The organism is uncultured Gordonia sp. (assembly GCF_937858515.1).
Taxonomy (GTDB): Bacteria; Actinomycetota; Actinomycetes; order Mycobacteriales; family Mycobacteriaceae; genus Gordonia.
In genome coordinates this window covers 1-17037 of record NZ_CALLZT010000084.1, presented here as the reverse complement: position 1 = coordinate 17037, position 17037 = coordinate 1, and the positions used below count along the sequence as shown (strand labels likewise).

Annotated in this window: 17 protein-coding genes; 10 read left to right on the top strand and 7 right to left on the bottom strand. The window is 65.9% G+C overall.

Going from position 1 to position 17037, the window contains the following annotated elements; all coding sequences use genetic code 11:
• Nucleotides 1-55: 55 nt before the first annotated feature.
• The 3 genes from Q0627_RS07425 (at nt 56) to purB (ending at nt 3488) form a co-directional block, all read left to right on the top strand.
• Nucleotides 56-811 carry a superoxide dismutase family protein gene (locus Q0627_RS07425; protein WP_291016400.1) on the top strand — a complete coding sequence of 252 codons (756 nt, stop codon included), beginning with the start codon at nt 56-58 and terminating at the stop codon, nt 809-811.
• A gap of 58 nt (nt 812-869) precedes the next feature.
• A complete protein-coding gene (locus Q0627_RS07420) occupies nt 870-1988 on the top strand; it encodes a glutamate--cysteine ligase (protein WP_291016450.1) in 1119 nt (372 codons plus the stop codon).
• Between the two features lie 72 nt (nt 1989-2060).
• Complete coding sequence (gene purB / locus Q0627_RS07415) at nt 2061-3488, top strand: adenylosuccinate lyase (protein WP_291016402.1); 1428 nt, start codon at nt 2061-2063, stop codon at nt 3486-3488.
• Between the two features lie 4 nt (nt 3489-3492).
• Here purB and Q0627_RS07410 read toward each other — a convergent pair whose 3' ends face one another.
• Nucleotides 3493-3780 (bottom strand): SelT/SelW/SelH family protein, encoded by a 288-nt coding sequence (locus Q0627_RS07410; protein WP_291016404.1) that lies wholly within the window; start codon nt 3778-3780, stop codon nt 3493-3495.
• A 99-nt stretch (nt 3781-3879) separates the two neighbouring features.
• On the bottom strand, nt 3880-4233 hold the full coding sequence (locus tag Q0627_RS07405) for an Lsr2 family protein (protein ID WP_291016407.1): 354 nt from the start codon (nt 4231-4233) through the stop codon (nt 3880-3882).
• A gap of 222 nt (nt 4234-4455) precedes the next feature.
• Between Q0627_RS07405 and Q0627_RS07400 the strand changes: the two genes are divergently transcribed.
• Nucleotides 4456-5355: a phosphoribosylaminoimidazolesuccinocarboxamide synthase gene (locus Q0627_RS07400; protein ID WP_291016409.1), complete on the top strand. Its 900-nt coding sequence runs from the start codon at nt 4456-4458 to the stop codon at nt 5353-5355.
• Complete coding sequence (locus Q0627_RS07395; RefSeq protein ID WP_291016412.1) at nt 5352-7532, top strand: S9 family peptidase; 2181 nt, start codon at nt 5352-5354, stop codon at nt 7530-7532. Before Q0627_RS07400 ends, Q0627_RS07395 begins: the two co-directional genes overlap by 4 nt.
• A 154-nt stretch (nt 7533-7686) precedes the next feature.
• On the opposite strand, the gene Q0627_RS07390 is transcribed toward Q0627_RS07395, so the two are convergent.
• The 3 genes from Q0627_RS07390 to Q0627_RS07380 form a co-directional block, all read right to left on the bottom strand.
• A complete protein-coding gene (locus tag Q0627_RS07390) occupies nt 7687-9228 on the bottom strand; it encodes a DHA2 family efflux MFS transporter permease subunit (RefSeq protein WP_291016413.1) in 1542 nt (513 codons plus the stop codon).
• Nucleotides 9229-9381: 153 nt separating this feature from the next.
• Nucleotides 9382-10944: a DHA2 family efflux MFS transporter permease subunit gene (locus Q0627_RS07385; protein ID WP_291016415.1), complete on the bottom strand. Its 1563-nt coding sequence runs from the start codon at nt 10942-10944 to the stop codon at nt 9382-9384.
• A gap of 41 nt (nt 10945-10985) precedes the next feature.
• Nucleotides 10986-11492 (bottom strand): MarR family transcriptional regulator, encoded by a 507-nt coding sequence (locus tag Q0627_RS07380; protein ID WP_291016417.1) that lies wholly within the window; start codon nt 11490-11492, stop codon nt 10986-10988.
• A 123-nt stretch (nt 11493-11615) separates the two neighbouring features.
• Between Q0627_RS07380 and Q0627_RS07375 the strand changes: the two genes are divergently transcribed.
• The 4 genes from Q0627_RS07375 (at nt 11616) to Q0627_RS07360 (ending at nt 14439) form a co-directional block, all read left to right on the top strand.
• Nucleotides 11616-12101: a glutathione peroxidase gene (locus Q0627_RS07375; RefSeq protein ID WP_291016419.1), complete on the top strand. Its 486-nt coding sequence runs from the start codon at nt 11616-11618 to the stop codon at nt 12099-12101.
• A gap of 99 nt (nt 12102-12200) precedes the next feature.
• Nucleotides 12201-12437 (top strand): phosphoribosylformylglycinamidine synthase subunit PurS, encoded by a 237-nt coding sequence (gene purS / locus Q0627_RS07370; protein ID WP_291016421.1) that lies wholly within the window; start codon nt 12201-12203, stop codon nt 12435-12437.
• A 4-nt stretch (nt 12438-12441) separates the two neighbouring features.
• The gene (gene purQ, locus Q0627_RS07365) at nt 12442-13122 is read left to right on the top strand and encodes a phosphoribosylformylglycinamidine synthase subunit PurQ (protein ID WP_291016425.1); all 681 of its coding nucleotides are present in this window, start codon (nt 12442-12444) and stop codon (nt 13120-13122) included.
• Nucleotides 13123-13125: 3 nt separating this feature from the next.
• Entirely contained in the window at nt 13126-14439 is a 1314-nt protein-coding gene (locus tag Q0627_RS07360) for a M18 family aminopeptidase (protein ID WP_291016427.1), read from the top strand.
• 78 nt (nt 14440-14517) lie between these two features.
• Here the strand turns inward: Q0627_RS07360 and Q0627_RS22480 are convergent, their stop codons facing one another.
• Together Q0627_RS22480 and Q0627_RS07355 are read right to left on the bottom strand one after the other, a co-directional pair.
• Nucleotides 14518-14724 carry a DUF433 domain-containing protein gene (locus Q0627_RS22480; RefSeq protein WP_366852257.1) on the bottom strand — a complete coding sequence of 69 codons (207 nt, stop codon included), beginning with the start codon at nt 14722-14724 and terminating at the stop codon, nt 14518-14520.
• A 48-nt stretch (nt 14725-14772) separates the two neighbouring features.
• Nucleotides 14773-15654, bottom strand: a complete 882-nt coding sequence (locus Q0627_RS07355; RefSeq protein ID WP_291016430.1) for a lytic transglycosylase domain-containing protein — start codon at nt 15652-15654, stop codon at nt 14773-14775.
• Between the two features lie 442 nt (nt 15655-16096).
• Here Q0627_RS07355 and Q0627_RS07350 point away from each other — a divergent pair, with 442 nt between their 5' ends.
• Nucleotides 16097-16681: a hypothetical protein gene (locus Q0627_RS07350; RefSeq protein ID WP_291016432.1), complete on the top strand. Its 585-nt coding sequence runs from the start codon at nt 16097-16099 to the stop codon at nt 16679-16681.
• Nucleotides 16682-17037: the final 356 nt, after the last annotated feature.

The window sequence follows — 17037 nt, the reverse complement described above, 5'->3', positions numbered from 1 at the left end:
GCCCTGTAATACTTGGTCCACCAGACACGTGGTCCCACCAGACACGAGGAGTGCCATGTCCGCCAGTTCTCACCTCGCCACCCCGGCCACCGGCCGTCGTCGTACCGCGCGTGTGGTCGCGGTGATCGCGGCGGCGGGCGCTATCGGCGCGGGCCTGTCCGCCTGTTCGCCCGACGAACACGCATCCGATGCCCCGTACACCGCACCGTCGGTCGTGACCGGCGACCAGGCGCCTCCGGGTGAGGGGACGGGCGTGGACGGGCATTCGGGCAAGGCCACCGCCTCCCTCAAGGACGCCAAGGGCAAGCCCGTCGGCACCGCCACCTTCACCACCCTCGGCGATGCGGTGAAGGTGTCCGTCATCGTCAGCGGTCTGCCCGCCGGTTTCCACGGTATGCACCTGCACACCAACGGCGAATGCAAGGCGTCGGGTTCCGAACCGTTCACCTCGGCCGGTGGCCACCTGCAGGTCGATGGCAATACCGGACATCCCGCGAGCGGCGACCTGGTGTCGATCAATGTCCTGGAGGACGGCTCCGGTGAAGTGACCACCACCACCGACAAGGTGACTCTGGATCAGATCGACGGCAAGTCGATCATCATTCACGCCGATGCCGACAACTTCGGCAACATCCCCACCCGGTATGCGGCCAAGCCCGATGAGAAGACCCTGACCACCGGTGACGCCGGCTCGCGCATCGCGTGCGGTGTCATCGAGGCCGAGGCGTCCGGTGACCACGGCAGCAGCGAGTCCGGTGATGACGAGTCCGGGGACGACAAGTCCGGCGAGCACAAGTCCGGCGGCCACTGATACCCGGGGCGCACCGGTAGTCCGGGCCGTACTCCGCAACGCGGAACAGACCGTCGTGATCACCCCGATCGAGTTCGTCGGGTCGCCGACACCCAGTCTCGGCGTCGAGTGGGAGTTCGCCCTCACCGACAAGCGGACCGGCGACCTGTCCAACTCGGCCGCGGCCTTGTTCGAGCTGGTCGGCAGCCGGATCCCGGGCCCGGACGGCAAAGTGCACAAAGAGCTGCTGCGCAACACCGTCGAGTTGGTGACCGGTATCTGCCGTAACACCGGTGAGGCGATGGCCGACCTGTCGGCGACCCTCGGTGCGGTCCGCGAGCTCACCGACGAACTCGGCGTCGACCTCTACGGCGCGGGCACGCACCCGTTCGCCGAGTGGTCGACGCAGTTGCTCACCGAGGGGCACCGGTATGCCGAACTCATTGAGCGCACCCAGTACTGGGGCCGGCAAATGCTCATCTGGGGTGTGCATGTGCACGTCGGCATCGACCGGCGTGACAAGGTGCTGCCGATCCTCGATGCGCTGCTCAACTACTACCCGCACCTGCTGGCGCTGTCCGCGTCGTCGCCGATGTGGGCGGGGCAGGACACCAGCTACGCCAGCAATCGGGCGATGATGTTCCAGCAGTTGCCCACCGCGGGGCTGCCGTTCCAGTTCACGCGGTGGGCGCAGTTCGAGAAGTTCGTTTCCGATCAAAAGATAACTGGGATCATCGACCACACCAACGAGATCCGCTGGGACATCCGGCCGTCGCCGCATCTGGGCACCATCGAGGTGCGGGTGTGTGACGGGGCCACCAACATCGCCGAGTTGTCGGCGCTGGTCGCGCTCATCCACTGTCTGGTCGTCGATCTGTCGCAGCGGATGGACGCGGGCGAGGAATTGCCGACGATGCCGCCGTGGCTGGTGCAGGAGAACAAGTGGCGCGCGGCCCGCTACGGCCTCGACGCCATCGTCATCTGTGACCGGGAACTCGATGAACGGCTCGTCACCGACGATCTCGCCGATCTGCTGAAACATCTTGAGCCGATTGCTGATTCGCTGGATTGCAGTGATGAGCTGGCCGGTATCCACGGGATCATCGAGCGCGGAGCCAGCTACCAGCGCCAACGCGCGGTGTTCGCCCGCACCGGCTCGATGCGTGAGGTCGTCGCCTCGGTGGTCGCCGAACTCTGACGCGGTGCCGCGGTCATCGTCCGCCCGACGGGAGATTGCAGGCCGCGTCGCGTGTGCTTATAGACTTGCGCCGTGTCGAAACCTGCCATCTCCAACGTCCTGGCCTCCCGGTATGCCTCCGCCGACCTGACCTCGATCTGGTCGTCGAGCGCCAAGATCGTGCTCGAACGGCAATTGTGGATCGCAGTGCTGAAGGCGCAGAGGGATCTGGGCATCGACGTCCCTGAGCAGGCGATCACCGACTACGAACAGGTCGTCGACCAGGTGGATCTGCAATCGATCGCCGACCGCGAACGCGTCACCCGGCACGACGTGAAGGCGCGGATCGAGGAGTTCAACGCGCTCGCCGGGCACGAACAGATCCACAAGGGCATGACCAGCCGCGATCTGACCGAGAACGTCGAGCAGCTGCAGATCCTGCGTTCGCTGGAACATGTGCACGCCCACGGTGTGGCGGTGCTGGCCCGAATCACCGACCGGGCCGCGCAGTACTCGACGGTGGTGATGGCCGGACGGTCGCACAATGTGGCCGCCCAGGCCACCACGCTCGGTAAGCGGTTCGCCTCGGCCGCCGACGAACTGATGATCGCGCTGACGCGGCTGCGTGAGCTGATCGACCGGTATCCGCTGCGCGGGATCAAAGGCCCGATGGGCACCAGCCAGGACATGCTCGACCTGCTCGACGGCGACGCCGCCAAGCTGGCCGATCTAGAGCAGCGCGTAGCGCGGCATCTCGGGTTCTCGCGGTCGCTGACGTCGGTGGGGCAGGTGTATCCGCGTTCGCTCGACCACGACGTGGTCTCTGCCCTGGTCCAGACGGCCGCCGCACCGTCGTCGCTGGCGCACACCATCCGGCTGATGGCCGGGCACGAGCTGGTCACCGAGGGTTTCCAGCCCGGCCAGGTGGGCAGCTCGGCGATGCCGCACAAGATGAACACCCGCAGCTGCGAGCGGGTCAACGGCCTGGCGGTGGTCCTGCGCGGCTACGGTTCGATGGCCGCGGAACTGGCCGGCGCGCAGTGGAACGAGGGCGACGTGTTCTGTTCGGTGGTGCGTCGCGTCGCGCTGCCCGACGCGTTCTTCGCCCTCGACGGCCTGATGGAGACCTTCCTGACGGTGCTCGCCGAGTTCGGCGCCTACCCGGCGGTGATCGCCAACGAACTCGACCGGTACCTGCCGTTCCTGGCCACCACCAAGGTGCTGATGGCGGCGGTGCGGGCCGGGGTGGGGCGCGAGACCGCGCACGAGGCGATCAAGGAGAACGCGGTGGCCGTCGCGCTGGCGATGCGCGAGGAGGGTCGCGAACCAGATCTGCTCGACAGGCTGGCCGCCGATGAGCGGTTGCCGCTGGACCGGGTGCAACTCGAGGAGGCCCTCGCCGACAAGAAGGCGTTCATCGGTGCCGCCGAGCAGCAGGTGGCCGATGTGGTGGCCGCGGCGCAGCGGATCATCGACGAGTACCCGGAGGCCGCGGCCTATACACCGGCCCCGATCCTGTAGGCGGTCACTGATCCGCGGCGCGGTCGGCGTGCCCGAGATTCCAATCGGGCAGTGCCGCGTCGCGGATCAATTGTTTGACGGTGACCGCGTCCGGGAATCCGCCGTCACGCTTGCGTTCCCACACCTGCGTGCCGTCGACGTCGATGTGGAAGACGCCGCCCGTGCCGGGAACCAGCGTCACCGAACCGAGTTCGGCGCCGAAGGTGTTGAGCAGTTCACTTGCCATCCATGACGCCCGCAGCAGCCAATTGCACTGGGTGCAGTAGGTAATGGTGATCCGGGGTGCGCTCATGCCGGTAAGTATGCCCGGCAACGGTGCCGGGCATAGCTCAAGCTGATAGGGCTCAAGCGGATAGGGCTCGGGCGGGATAGGGCTCGGGCGGGATAGGGCTCAGCGGATGGGGTGGGCGGCTTCGAAGGCCTCGACGATGGGTGCGGGCACGCGGCCGCGGTTGCTGACCTCGTACCCATTGGCCCGTGCCCAATCCCGGATGGCGCGGCTCTGCTCGGCAGATGGCCGGTCCTGTCCCACGCTGGCGACACGCTTGCGGGTGACCACGTTGCCATTGACGATCTGCCGGGATGACTCGATGTACAGCTGCAGACTGTCCCGGAATTCTTCGGCATGCTCGATGCTGGTGTCAAATTCGTAGGTGGTGCCGTCGACGGAGAATGTCACGGTTTCGTGCTCCGCGAGCACCGTTCCGTCGAGGTCGTCAATAATCTGCTCGACAATTTGTCTCACCGGATGAATTCCTTAATCAGTGTGAATGTTTCAGTGCGAATGTCTCGACCTGCGATGCGGCAGCCGACCGGGCTGTCGGTGATCGTGGTCTGCCATCGAAATGTAGCAGAATGCGGAGATGTTCCCGATTTCCGGGCGTGTCGGTCGCGGCCGGCCATGCCGGAGGGACCGCACCGGAGGGGACGGCACCGGGGACCCGGAGGTATGCCCTAGGCTCGACGTATGCGCCCGAACTTGCAGTCGTATCAGCATGTGGCCTCGGGAAAGGTACGCGAGATCTATGAGATCGACGCCGACACCTTGCTGCTGGTGGCCACCGACCGTATCTCCGCCTACGACCATATTCTCCGGCCCGCCATTCGGGACAAAGGCCGCATCCTGACTGCTATGAGCTTTTTCTGGTTCGACGCCCTCGGCGTCCCGAATCATCTCGCCGGCGGCCCCACGGATGAACGTATCCCTGCCGAGGTCGTGGGCCGCTCGATGGTGGTGCGCAAACTGCCGATGGTGCAGGTCGAATGCGTCGCACGGGGCTATCTGACCGGTTCGGGCCTGCTCGACTACCGCGCCACCGGCGCGGTGTGCGGAATCGGACTGCCCGAGGGTCTCGGGGAGGCCGACAAGCTGCCCGAGCCGATCTTCACCCCGGCCACCAAGGCCGAACAAGGTGAACACGACGAGAACATCAGCTTCGACCGCGTCGTCGAGGATGTGGGCGCCGAGCAGGCCGCGGCGTTGCGCACCGCGACGCTCGACATCTATTCACGGGGCGCACAACTGGCCGCTGAACGGGGCATAATCCTGGCCGACACCAAGTTCGAATTCGGTCTCGGGACCGACGGAGAACTCGTCCTCGCCGACGAGGTGCTGACCCCGGACTCGTCGCGGTACTGGGACGCTGCCGGCTATCGGGCCGGGCAGGTGCAGCCCAGTTTCGATAAACAGATCGTCCGCAATTGGCTCACCGGGCCCGATTCGGGTTGGGATCGCGCGGCCGACAATCCACCGCCCGAACTGCCCGAGGACGTAATCGAACGCACTCGGCAGCGGTATATCGAAGCCTATGAATTGATTTCACAGTTGAAGTTCGCCGATTGGCCGGACGCGGAGGTGCGGGGATGAGCGTGACCCCGGCCACTCCAGAAGGGAAAACAGTGCCGGAAAAGCAAGCACCCGAAGGCAAGAGCGTGCCACCGGTTGCCAAGAAGGTGCCCACCGAACGTACCCATCACGGCGATACCTTCGTCGACGAGTACGAATGGTTGCGCGACAAGCAGAACCAGGAGGTCATCGACTACCTGGAGGCGCAGAACCGCCATACCGAGGCTCACACCGGTCATCTCGGTGACCTGAGCAAACAGATCTTCAACGAGATCAAGTCCCGCGTCAAAGAGACCGATATGTCGGTGCCCAGCAGGCGGGGAAGCTACTGGTACTACTCCCGAACGCAGGCGGGCAAGCAATACGGGATCAGTTGTCGCTGCCCGGTTTCCGGCGACGACGACTGGACACCGCCCAAGATCGGTGACAGCGTGCCCGGCGAGGAGATCACCTTCGACGCCAACATCGAGGCGCAGGGTACCGACTTCTTCAGCCTCGGCGCGTTCAGCATCTCCGAGGACGGCGACTGGCTGGTCTACGGTGTCGATAACGTCGGCGATGAACGATACACGTTGCGGTTCAAGAACCTTCGGACCGGCGAACTTCTCGACGACGAGATCCCCGGCACCGCGGGCGGGGCGGTGTGGTCGCTCGACGCCCGGCACGTGTTCTATCCGACCGTGGACGACGCCTGGCGTCCGGATACGGTGTGGCGCCACGACATCGGGGCGGGCACCGACGACGTCAAGGTGTTTCACGAGCCCGATGAACGCTACGGGGTGGGTATCGGCACCACACACAGCGACAAGTATCTGATCATCGGGGTGAGTTCCAAGATCACCTCGGAGGCATACATTCTCGACTCCACCGATCCGACCGGCGAATTCCGTAGTATCGCGCCGCGCGTGGAGGGCGTGGAATACGGCGTCGAACACCTGATCGTCGACGGCGAGGACTACTTCGCCTTCATGCACAACGAGATCCGAGACGGTGTGAAGCTGGAGAACTTCGCCGTCGACATCGCCCCCGTCACCGATCCTGCGGCGCGCCGGCCGCTGATCGAGCACGATCCCGGCGTGCGGATCGAGGATCTCGACGCATTCAGCGACTATCTGGTGCTGTCCTACCGATCCGGCGGTATCCCGCAGTTGTCGATCGCGGATCTGCGCACAGTCGACGGACTGCCGACGGCACGCGATTTCGTCCAGGTGGAGTTCGATCAGGGACTGTATTCGGTTGCGCTGGCCGGAAATCCCGAATGGGCGACGCCGCGGCTGCGGATCGCGTACGGCAGCTTCATCGAACCGTCCGAGCTCCTCGAGCTCGACGTCGCCACCGGCGAACGTACCCTGCTCAAGCGGCAGCCGGTGCTCGGCGGCTACGACCCGGCCGACTACGCGCAGTCACGCGAATGGGCCACCGCCGCCGACGGTACCAAGGTGCCGCTGTCGGTGATCCGCCGCAAGGATGTGACAGGTCCGGCGCCGCTGCTGCTGTACGGCTACGGATCGTACGAATCGAGCCTCGACCCGGCGTTCAGCGCCGCACGGCTGTCGATGCTCGACCGCGGTGTGGTGATGGTGTTCGCCCACATCCGTGGTGGCGGAGAACTCGGTCGGTACTGGTACGAAAACGGCAAGACCCTGAGCAAGAAGAACACCTTCACCGACTTCGTCGACGCCGCAAGGTATCTCATCGATTCGGGCTGGACCACGCCCGATCAGATGGTGGCCGAGGGCGGTTCGGCGGGCGGTCTGCTCATGGGTGCGGTCGCCAACCTGGCACCCGAACTGTTCCACGGGATTCTGGCGTCGGTGCCGTTCGTGGACGCGCTCAACTCGATCCTCGATCCGTCGCTGCCGCTGACCGTGACCGAATGGGACGAATGGGGCGACCCGCTGCACAATGCCGAGGTGTACGAGTACATGAAGTCTTACACCCCGTACGAGAACGTGACGGCCCAGCCGTACCCGCCGATTCTCGCGCTGGCTTCCCTCCACGACACCCGGGTGTTGTTCACCGAGGCCGCCAAATGGGTTGCCCGCCTTCAGGAACTGAGCACATCCGAGCATCCGGTTCTGCTCAAGACCGAGATGTCTGCCGGGCACGGCGGAGTCAGCGGACGCTACAAGAAGTGGGAGGAGGCCTCGTTCGAGCTGGCCTGGATCCTCCAGCAGACCGGAGCCGTCACCTTCTGACGAGACCCTCCGCCGGCCGACGCCCCCACCGCCAGTTGAGGTGTGAGGTCGCCAGCGATCGAGCGTGGCAACCCTCGTGAGATAGCGATGTCGTCTCACCGGGTTTCGATGCTCGATCGCTTGCGCTCCTCGCACCTCAATCAACGGAAGGGGGTCAGTGCGCGATCATCGGTGGGGCGTCCTCGGCCGGGGTGATCCGGGTCCGTGGCAGGAAGTAGGCCGGGATCAGCGTGAGCGCGACGAGGACGCAGGCGACGATGAACGTCGTCCCGAACGCCGACGCCGCCCAGTCGAACCACTGCTGCGGCGGTTGTGGCGGCAGGCCTGCCTTGTCGGCGAGTGCGGCGTAGTCCTTTTCGGAGGCGTTCGAGAGGATGGCGAGCCCGGACTCCTTGTGGCTGCTGAGGTTGGTGGCCAGCAGCACCGAGAACAGGGCTGTGCCGATCGATGACGAGGTCTGCTGGGTGACGTTCAGCAGGGTCGAACCGTGGGGGACGTCGGTGGGGCGCAGCTTGGCCAGAGCCGAGGTCATGATCGGGGTCATCGTCATGCCCATACCGAGGCCCTGCACGAACAGCGCACTCCCGATCAGCCAGTACGAGGTGTCCGCACCGAGGAACATCAACGGGGTGAGGCCGGCGAAGATCAGCGTGATGCCGACGAGGACGAACTTGCCCGGACCCATCTTGTCGGTGAGCCGCCCTGCGACCGGCATCGTTACCATCGCACCGATGCCCTGCGGTGCCAGCAGCAGTCCGGCCATCATGGTGCCCTCACCCCGGACACCGATGAAGTACTGCGGGAACAGCAGCGTCGACCCGAAGAACGCGATCGCGAACATCGACATCGTGATGAGCGCGTTGCGCAGGGTGGCATTGGTGAACAGGCGCAGGTCGAGCAGCGGCTTGTCGGTGCGTAGCGCGTGTACGACGAACGCGACGATCAGCACCAGGCCGATACCCGCGGGCACCAGCACGCGGGTCGAGGCGAAGGTGCCCTTCTCGGCGCTGCCCGACAGCCCGAACAGGAACAGCGCCAGACCGGGGGAGAGCAGCACGAGGCCGAGAACATCGACGTTCGCGCGCGTCGGCTCGTAGTTCTTGTCGAGGACGAACCAGGCGTAGACGAGGGCGATGATGCCGATCGGCAGGTTGATCAGGAAGATCCAGTGCCAGCTCAATTGCTCGATCAGGAAGCCACCGAGGATCGGTCCGCCGATCGGGCCGAGCAGCATCGGGATACCGAGGGCGGCCATCACCGAGCCCATCCGTTCCGGGCCCGCGGCCTTGGTGAGGATCATCATGCCGACCGGCATCAGCAGGCCGCCGCCGAGTCCCTGGATCATCCGGAACGCGACGAGCATCCCGATACTCGAGGCCAGGGCACACAGCGCGGAGCCGAGCGTGAACAGCACCACCGAAGTGAGAAAGACGTTCTTGGTGCCGAAGCGGCCCGCGGCCCACGCGGACAGCGGAATGACCGCGGCCAGCGACAGGGTGTAGCCGGTCATCGTCCAGGCGGCGCCGGCGGCGTCGGTGTTGAACTCGTTCTGGAAGGTGTTCTGCGCGACCGACACGACGGTGACGTCGAGGATCGACATGATCGCGCCGAGCACGACCACACCGGCGACGATGAGCACCTCTTTGTCGAGATTGGTCTTGTGCGGCGGCGCGGCACCGGCCGGTGAATCGGTCACAAGGTCTCCTGTGCGTGATGGGGGCCGAGGACGGAAGTCGCCACGGGCGTCCCTGCAACTATTGCACCGGCACAAGCAATGTGGGCAGGTGAGGGTCCGGACGCGACTGTGCCCGTGCCGGACGAACCGGGCACGGGCACGAGGTCGGCGACCTCAGTGCATCATCACCGGGGCGGACTCGGCGCCGGCGATCCGCTTACGCGGCAGGAAGAACGCCGGGACGAAGGTGACCGCGATGAGCACGGCGGAGATGACGAACGCGCCGGCGAAGGCGGACGCGCCCCAGTCCAGCCACTGCGTGGGTACCTCGGCGGGGGCCTGACCGGCTGCGACGAGCTTGTCGTACTGCTCGGGCGCGGCGTTGGAAGCGATCGCCAGCTTCGACTCGGCGTGCGCGGCCAGGTTGGAGGCCAGCACCACCGAGATGATGGCGGTACCGATCGATGAGGCCGTCTGCTGCACCACGTTCACCAGCGTCGAACCGTCGGGAACTTGCGACGAGTTCAGGGTGGCCAGCGCCGACGACATGATCGGCATCATCGTCATGCCCATGCCCAGACCCTGCACGAACAGTGCCCCGCACAGCAACCAGTACGAGCTGTCGGCGCCGAGGAAGGTGAAAGTGCCCATACCCAGGGCGATCAGGACCAGGCCGCCCAGGACGAACTTGCCCGGACCCATCTTGTCGGTGAGTCGGCCGGCGATCGGCATCGTGATCATCGCGCCGATACCCTGCGGTGCCAGCAGCAGACCGGCGGCCAGGGTCGATTCGCCGCGGATACCGATGAAGTACTGCGGGTACAGCAGCGAGGCGCCGAAGAACGCGATCATGAAGAGTGTCATCGCGATCACCGATATGGACAGGGTCCGGTTCCCGAACAGCCGCAGATCCAGCAGCGGGGCCTTGCTGCGGAGGGCGTGGGCGATGAACGCCAGGATCAGCACCAGGCCCACGGCCGCGGGAATGAGCACCTTGGCGGCGAGGAACGTGCCTTCTTCGGCACTGACGGAGATGCCGTAGAGGAACAGCGCCAGGCCGGGGGACAGCAGCACCAGCCCGATGATGTCGATCGAGGGCCGGCTGGTCTCCTGCTTGTCGCGCAGGACGATCCACGAGTACACGAACGCGACGATGCCGACGGGCACGTTGATCAAGAACACCCAGTGCCAGCTCGCCTTCTCGATGAGCAGCCCGCCCAGGATCGGGCCGGCGATCGGGCCCAGCAGCATCGGGATACCGAGGACGGCCATGACCGAACCGACGCGTTCGGGGCCGGCGGCCTTGGTGAGGATCATCATGCCGACGGGCATCAGCAGACCGCCGCCGAGGCCCTGGATCACGCGGAACGCCACCAGCATGCCGATGCTGGAGGCCATCGCACACAGGGCCGAGCCGATGGTGAACAGCACCAGGGAGGTCAGGTACACGTTGCGGGCACCGAACCGGGCCACCGCCCAGCTCGACAGCGGGATCACCGCGGCCAGGGCCAGGGTGTAGCCGGTCATCGTCCAGGCGGCGCCGGCGGCGTCGGTGCCGAATTCGTTCTGGAAGGTGTTCTGCGCGACGGCGACGACGGTGACGTCGAGGATCGACATGATGGCGCCGAGGACGACGACGCCCGCGACCAGCAGCACCTTGCGGTCGAGGCCGCCCTGTGGTGCCGGGGCCGGCGGCGTCTGCGTGGACGCCGGCGAGTTGCCGGTGGTGGAGGACATAGCGGTTTTCCTGTCGTGATGAGAGGTAATGGCGAATCTGGTCAGACGGTGTGCGGTGCGGCGGTGCACGCGGCGAAATAGTCGGTGTCGGCGTGCAGGATCCTGTTGAGTGCGTCCCGGAGCTGGTCACTGACGTCGGCGGGCAGGGTGTCGACGAAGCTGGTGATCGTCTGTTCCTTGACGGCCCGCTCGGAGTCGATGAACCGCTGCCCGGCGGCGGTCAGCGAGATCCGTTTGACGCGCCGGTCGGTGTCGTCCTCGCGGCGGTTGACCAGGTCGGCGCCGACGAGTTTGTCGACGGTGCGGCCGGTGGCCGCCAGCGACAGGTGGATGCGTTCGGCGATCTCGTTCACCGACAGCGCCCGGTCGTGGGAGCCGACGGTGAACAGCACCTTGAGCTGGGAGAACGTCAGGTCGGTGCCCGCCAGGAAGTCCGTCGCGTTGGTCTTGGCGGCGGTCATGAACCTGTGCAGGAACTCGGCCAGCGCCGCACACGTCTCGCCGGTCGCTTGGCCGGCTTCAGTGGTGGCATGGGCTGGATTGGTCACCCGAAAATGCTAACTCCGATGCAACTATTTCGTGAACGCAAGCATTGGTGATGTTGGGCACCCGATGCGATCGGTGTGAGCGCAACCACGCGCCGGGCCGGGGTGTGACTACGCTTGGCCGCTATGGCCAATATCAAAGAGATCCCCGTACATGCCCTCGACGGCTCCGACCTGGACCTGAGTACCTTCACCGGACCGCTGCTGGTGGTGAACGTCGCCAGCAAATGCGGACTCACCCCGCAGTACACCGCGCTGGAGAAGCTCGCCGGCACGTACGGTGATCGCGGTCTGACCGTCGTCGGGGTGCCCTGCAACCAGTTCGCCGGGCAGGAACCGGGCTCGGCCGAGGAGATTGCCACCTTCTGTTCGTCTACTTACGGCGTCACGTTCCCGCTGCTGGAGAAGGCCGACGTCAACGGCGACGACCGGCACCCCCTGTACGCCGAGCTCACCCAGACCGCCGACGCGAAGGGCGAGGCCGGAGATATCCAGTGGAACTTCGAGAAGTTCCTCGTCGGTGCCGACGGCAGCGTCGTGGGCCGTTTCCGGCCGCGCACCGAGCCCGACGCCCCCGAGGTGATCGAGGCCATCGAGGCCGCGCTCGCCTGATGACAGGGTCGGGGCGCGCTTCACGATGCGCCCCGGCCCGGGCTCACCCGGTAAGGTGAGTGCTCATTGATTCCGTAAGAGACGAGGAGCGTACGGACGATGGCGCGTGTGGTGGTCGATGTGATGCCCAAGGCCGAGATTCTCGACCCGCAGGGCCAGGCGATCGTCGGGGCGCTGGGCCGTCTCGGTTTCGCCGGGATCGCGGACGTCCGGCAGGGCAAGCGGTTCGAGCTGGAGGTCGACGACTCTGTCGACGACGCCACACTCGAGCGGATCGCCGAGGAACTGCTGACCAATATGGTCATCGAAAATTTCAGCGTCTCGCGGGTGAGCTGAGCTCATGGCTGTGCGTATCGGTGTCATCACCTTCCCCGGAACCCTCGACGACGTCGACGCCGCGCGCGCCGCGCGCCTGGCCGGTGCCGAACCGGTCGCGCTGTGGCACGGCGACGATGACCTCAAGGGCGTCGACGCGGTCATCGTGCCCGGCGGCTTCTCCTACGGCGACTACCTGCGCGCCGGTGCCATCGCCAAGTTCGCGCCGGTGATGCAGTCGGTGGTCGACGCCGCGGGCAAGGGCATGCCGGTCCTGGGTATCTGCAACGGTTTCCAGATCCTGTGCGAGGCCGGTCTGTTGCCGGGTGCCCTCATCCGCAACGAGGGCCTGCACTTCATCTGCCGCGACGAATGGCTGCGCGTCGAATCGAACACCACCGCCTGGACCAGCCGGTTCGAGCGGGGTGCGGAGATCCTGATCCCGCTCAAGTCCGGTGAGGGCCGGTTCGTCGCACCGCAGCGCAAACTCGAAGAGCTTGAGGGTGAGGGTCGCGTCGTGTTCACGTATGCGGGCGGTAACCCCAACGGGTCGACCCTGAACATCGCGGGCATCAGCAACGAGACCGGCCGCGTCGTCGGGCTCATGCCGCACCCCGAACACGCCACCGAGGCGCTGACCGGTCCGAGCGACGACGGCCTCGGGCTGTTCTACTCGGCCATCGACTCCATCCTCGCCACCGTCTGAGCCATGATCGGCACCAGTGCGACGGCCGCGGGTCTCGGTGAATTCATCGACGCCTCGCCGTCGCCGTTCCACGTATGTGCCACCGCCGCAGGCGTTCTCGATGCCGCCGGCTACACCCGGCTGTACGAGGAACAGAACTGGCCGTCGGCGGCGGGCCGGCACTATGTGATCCGCGGCGGATCGATCATCGCCTGGTCCGGCGGTGCCGATACCGGTGCGGGTTTCCGAATCGTCGGCGGTCATACCGACTCACCCAACCTGCGGCTCAAACAGCACCCGGACCGCAACGACGCCGGTGTGGGCGTGGTGGCGCTCGAACCGTACGGCGGTGCCTGGCTCAACTCGTGGCTCGACCGCGACCTCGGGTTGTCGGGGCGGCTGGCATATCGCACCGCGACAGGTGTGGAGCACCGGCTGATCCTCATCGACGAGCCGGTGCTGCGCGTACCGCAGTTGGCGATCCACCTGTCCGAGGACCGCAAGGGCGTGTCCCTGGATCCGCAGAAGCACGTGAACGCCATCTGGCACACTGCCGACGCCGAACCCGACATTCTGTCGTGGGTGGCGCGGCGTGCGGGCATCGAACCGGTTGACCTGCTCGGCTGGGACCTGATGACGCACGACGTCACCCCGTCCCGCATCATCGGCGCCGAACAGGACCTGCTGAGTGCCCCGCGCCTGGACAACCAGGGCACCTGCTACGCCGGTCTGCGCGCACTCCTCGACGCTGATGACCAAGTGGCCGCCCGTCAACACGAATCCGAACCCGTCGGCCATCGGCCCGCCCGGATGCTCGCCCTGTTCGATCACGAGGAGGTGGGCAGCGGCTCCGAACGCGGCGCCGCCTCCGACTTCCTCGCCACGATCTGCGAACGAATAGTGTTGGCAGAGAGAGGATCCCGAGCCGACTACCTACGCGCGATGGCGTCCAGCTTCTGTGTCTCCGGCGACATGGCCCACGCGACCCACCCCAACTACCCCGACCGCCACGAACCCAACCACCGCATCACCATCAACGGCGGCCCGGTCCTCAAGGTCAACCAGAACCTCCGCTACGCCTCGGATTCCTTGGGAGAAGCCGTCTTCGCCGTGGCCTGCGCCGACGCCGGCGTCCCCCTGCAGCGCTACACCCACCGCGCCGACCTCCCCTGCGGCTCCACCATCGGCCCCATCACCGCCACCCGCACCGGCCTACGCACCGTCGACGTCGGCGCCCCCCAGTTGGCGATGCACAGCTCCCGCGAACTCATGGGCACCCACGACGTCCCCATGTATTCCGCCGCCCTACAAGCCTTCTACCTCTCCACCGCCCGATAGGCAGAGTTCGAGGTGGTCGTGCCATGCGGTCGTCTCACCCGACCCAACGCGTCCCTCGCTCCTGGCGTCGCTTCAGCCTCAGGGATCAAGTAGCGACCGCCCCTTAGTAGGTGCCTTGGTGGTGGCCTCCTTGATCCCTGAGGCCGTTGCGAGGTACGAGCGAGGGTCACGAAGGGTCCGGTGAGATGAGGCTCCCACCGTCGCGGCAGGGATTCGTGTGCCGCGGACGCACGGCACGCCTCCCATGATCCGGTGGTTCGCGGTGATCCGTTCCTGCTCAGCCATGTCACGAGTGTAGGTCGGCGTCGCGTGTACTGCGATGAGTGCGACCGGTCAGTAGGTGCGGGCGTGCTCGCGGACGTCGGAGACGTATTGATAGGAGTGGTTGTAGCGCAGGATGCCCCGGGTCTGGCCGTCGTCGGTGCGCATGTTGACACCCTCCGAGCACAGGTACTTGGCGGTGGTCAGGGCGGCGTCGTACAGGTTTTGGGGGTCGGCCTTGCCGTCGCCGTTGCCGTCGGCGGCGAACATCTTCCACGTCGACGGGAGGAACTGCATCGGGCCGACAGCGCGATCGTAGGCGGCGTCGCCGTCGAGGGCGCCGCCGTCGGTGTCGGTGATGACCTGGTTGCCGGCGAGGGTGCCGTTGAGTGTCGGGCCGTAGATCGGGTTCTTGAGAGTGCCGTCGGCGAAGGCGTCACCCATGTTGGCGTGATGGGATTCGACGCGGCCGATACCGCCGATGATGGTCCACGGGATGCCGCAGCCGGGCGTGGTGCGGGCCATCGTGTCGGCGGCGTTCTTGTACGCCTTGTAGTTGATGACCGGGATCTCGCCGGTCGCGACGGCCGACGGGGTCGACACCGCCGCGGCGGGCTGCGAGGGCGGGATGAAGGCCGGTCCGACCGGCTTGGCGGCCGGAGTGATGTCGGCGACGCCCTGCACGGGTGGGACGAACGCCGGTCCGACGGACTTGATGGCAGGAGTGATCGCGGCGACGCCCTGGACGGTGGGTTCGGTGCGATGCTTACCGGGCTTCTGCGCGGTGCTCGCGCCATCGGACGCCTGGTCGGGAGTGGTCGCGTTGGCGAGAGCCTGAATTCCCGGGGCGTGCGCATCGGCTGCCGCGGCGGTGGCCATCAATCCCCCGGCCACCGGCACCATGGCCGTCACCATCCACTTCGCGTGGTTGCTCGGCTTACTGTGCTTACCCACTTCAGTCGCCTTCCCGGTTGGATGTTCCGGAGCGACGCTACATGAATTCGTACCCGCGGCGTTATCACGACGTTACATAACAAGCCGATAACGGAATGGTGACAGGCCGTTGCCGCAGGTAGGTGACCTGCCCCTCGGATATGTGATTGTCATCACACCTTGTCCCCTGGGTGGGTGACAGGGCTGCCGATGTGGTCGGAACGAAGGGTGCGGACTGATCAGGTGCGCCCGGCGATCGAGGCGGCGGACGTCTGGTCCCGTATGTCGGTATTGCCCGGGTCGCGCGCCGCAGTCGGCAATAGCGGCATATGAGGCAAATTTCATCCCTAAGGCCGACATCGGTGGTGCGCGATGGCGAATACGCTGCTCAACAGGGTGAACTCGTTGCGTTTCGGCGCGACCGGGCCCGTTTGAATCCGTCAGATCGAGGAACGAGGGACCAATGAAACGAATGGTTGCGAGCATTGCCGCAGCGGCGCTGGTCACGTGTGGTGCCGCTGCGAGCCTGAGTGCCGCGCCAGCGAGCGCGGTCGGAAGCCTGGACATATTCGGAGCACTGCTGACCGGATCGGCCGCTGGGTCGAGCGGCGGGAACGGCTCACCCGAACCGGGCGGCCCGCAGTCGAACACCGGACCGTCGAACACCGGACCGTCGAACACCGGCCAGAGGCCTAGCGGTGGGCCGTCGTCCAATGGGGTCGTTGGAATCGACGTCACGGCGAAGCGGGCAGACGGCGGCTACGCGTATGGTACGAAGATCGGACCGGGTCTCTTCACCCTCTACGATGGCAAGTTCACGCCTGCAGTCGTGTACAACGCCCGTACCTCGGCCGGGGGTACAAATAGTGCCAACAACTGTCAGATCGAGATTCAGATAACCGGGCCTCAGAACTCCGGAGTGATCAAAACCGCAGAGTGTAGCGGCACCAAGCACCCGGACCGGATCACAGTCACCGGCACTTACACTGCTACGGTGCTTGACCGGGTCTCTGGTCGCCAGGGCACGTCCTCGTTCACCATCGAGTAGGTAGTGCGCAACTTTCGTCTCAAAAAGGGGTTGGCTCGGGCATATGCCCGAGCCAACCCCTTTTTGGCAGATTCTGGTCGTTTCGCTCACGGCGTACTCAGGCCGGAATGGTGCCCTGTTGACGCTGGTTGTGCAGGTCAGGGCGCTGCGAGCTGATGCTCGTGGCGCGGCCGGAAGGGACATTAACTGCAGGTGGGCGGACATCGACCACTACAGTGGTACGCAGACTGGTCGCACCGGTGACGAGACCGTCATCTGCCGGTTCCGGGTGGCACGCCCGGGACCCCGGTGGCGACGGGTGGAAAAGATACGTGAGGGAGAACAATGTTCGAACGGTTCACCGACCGCGCACGCCG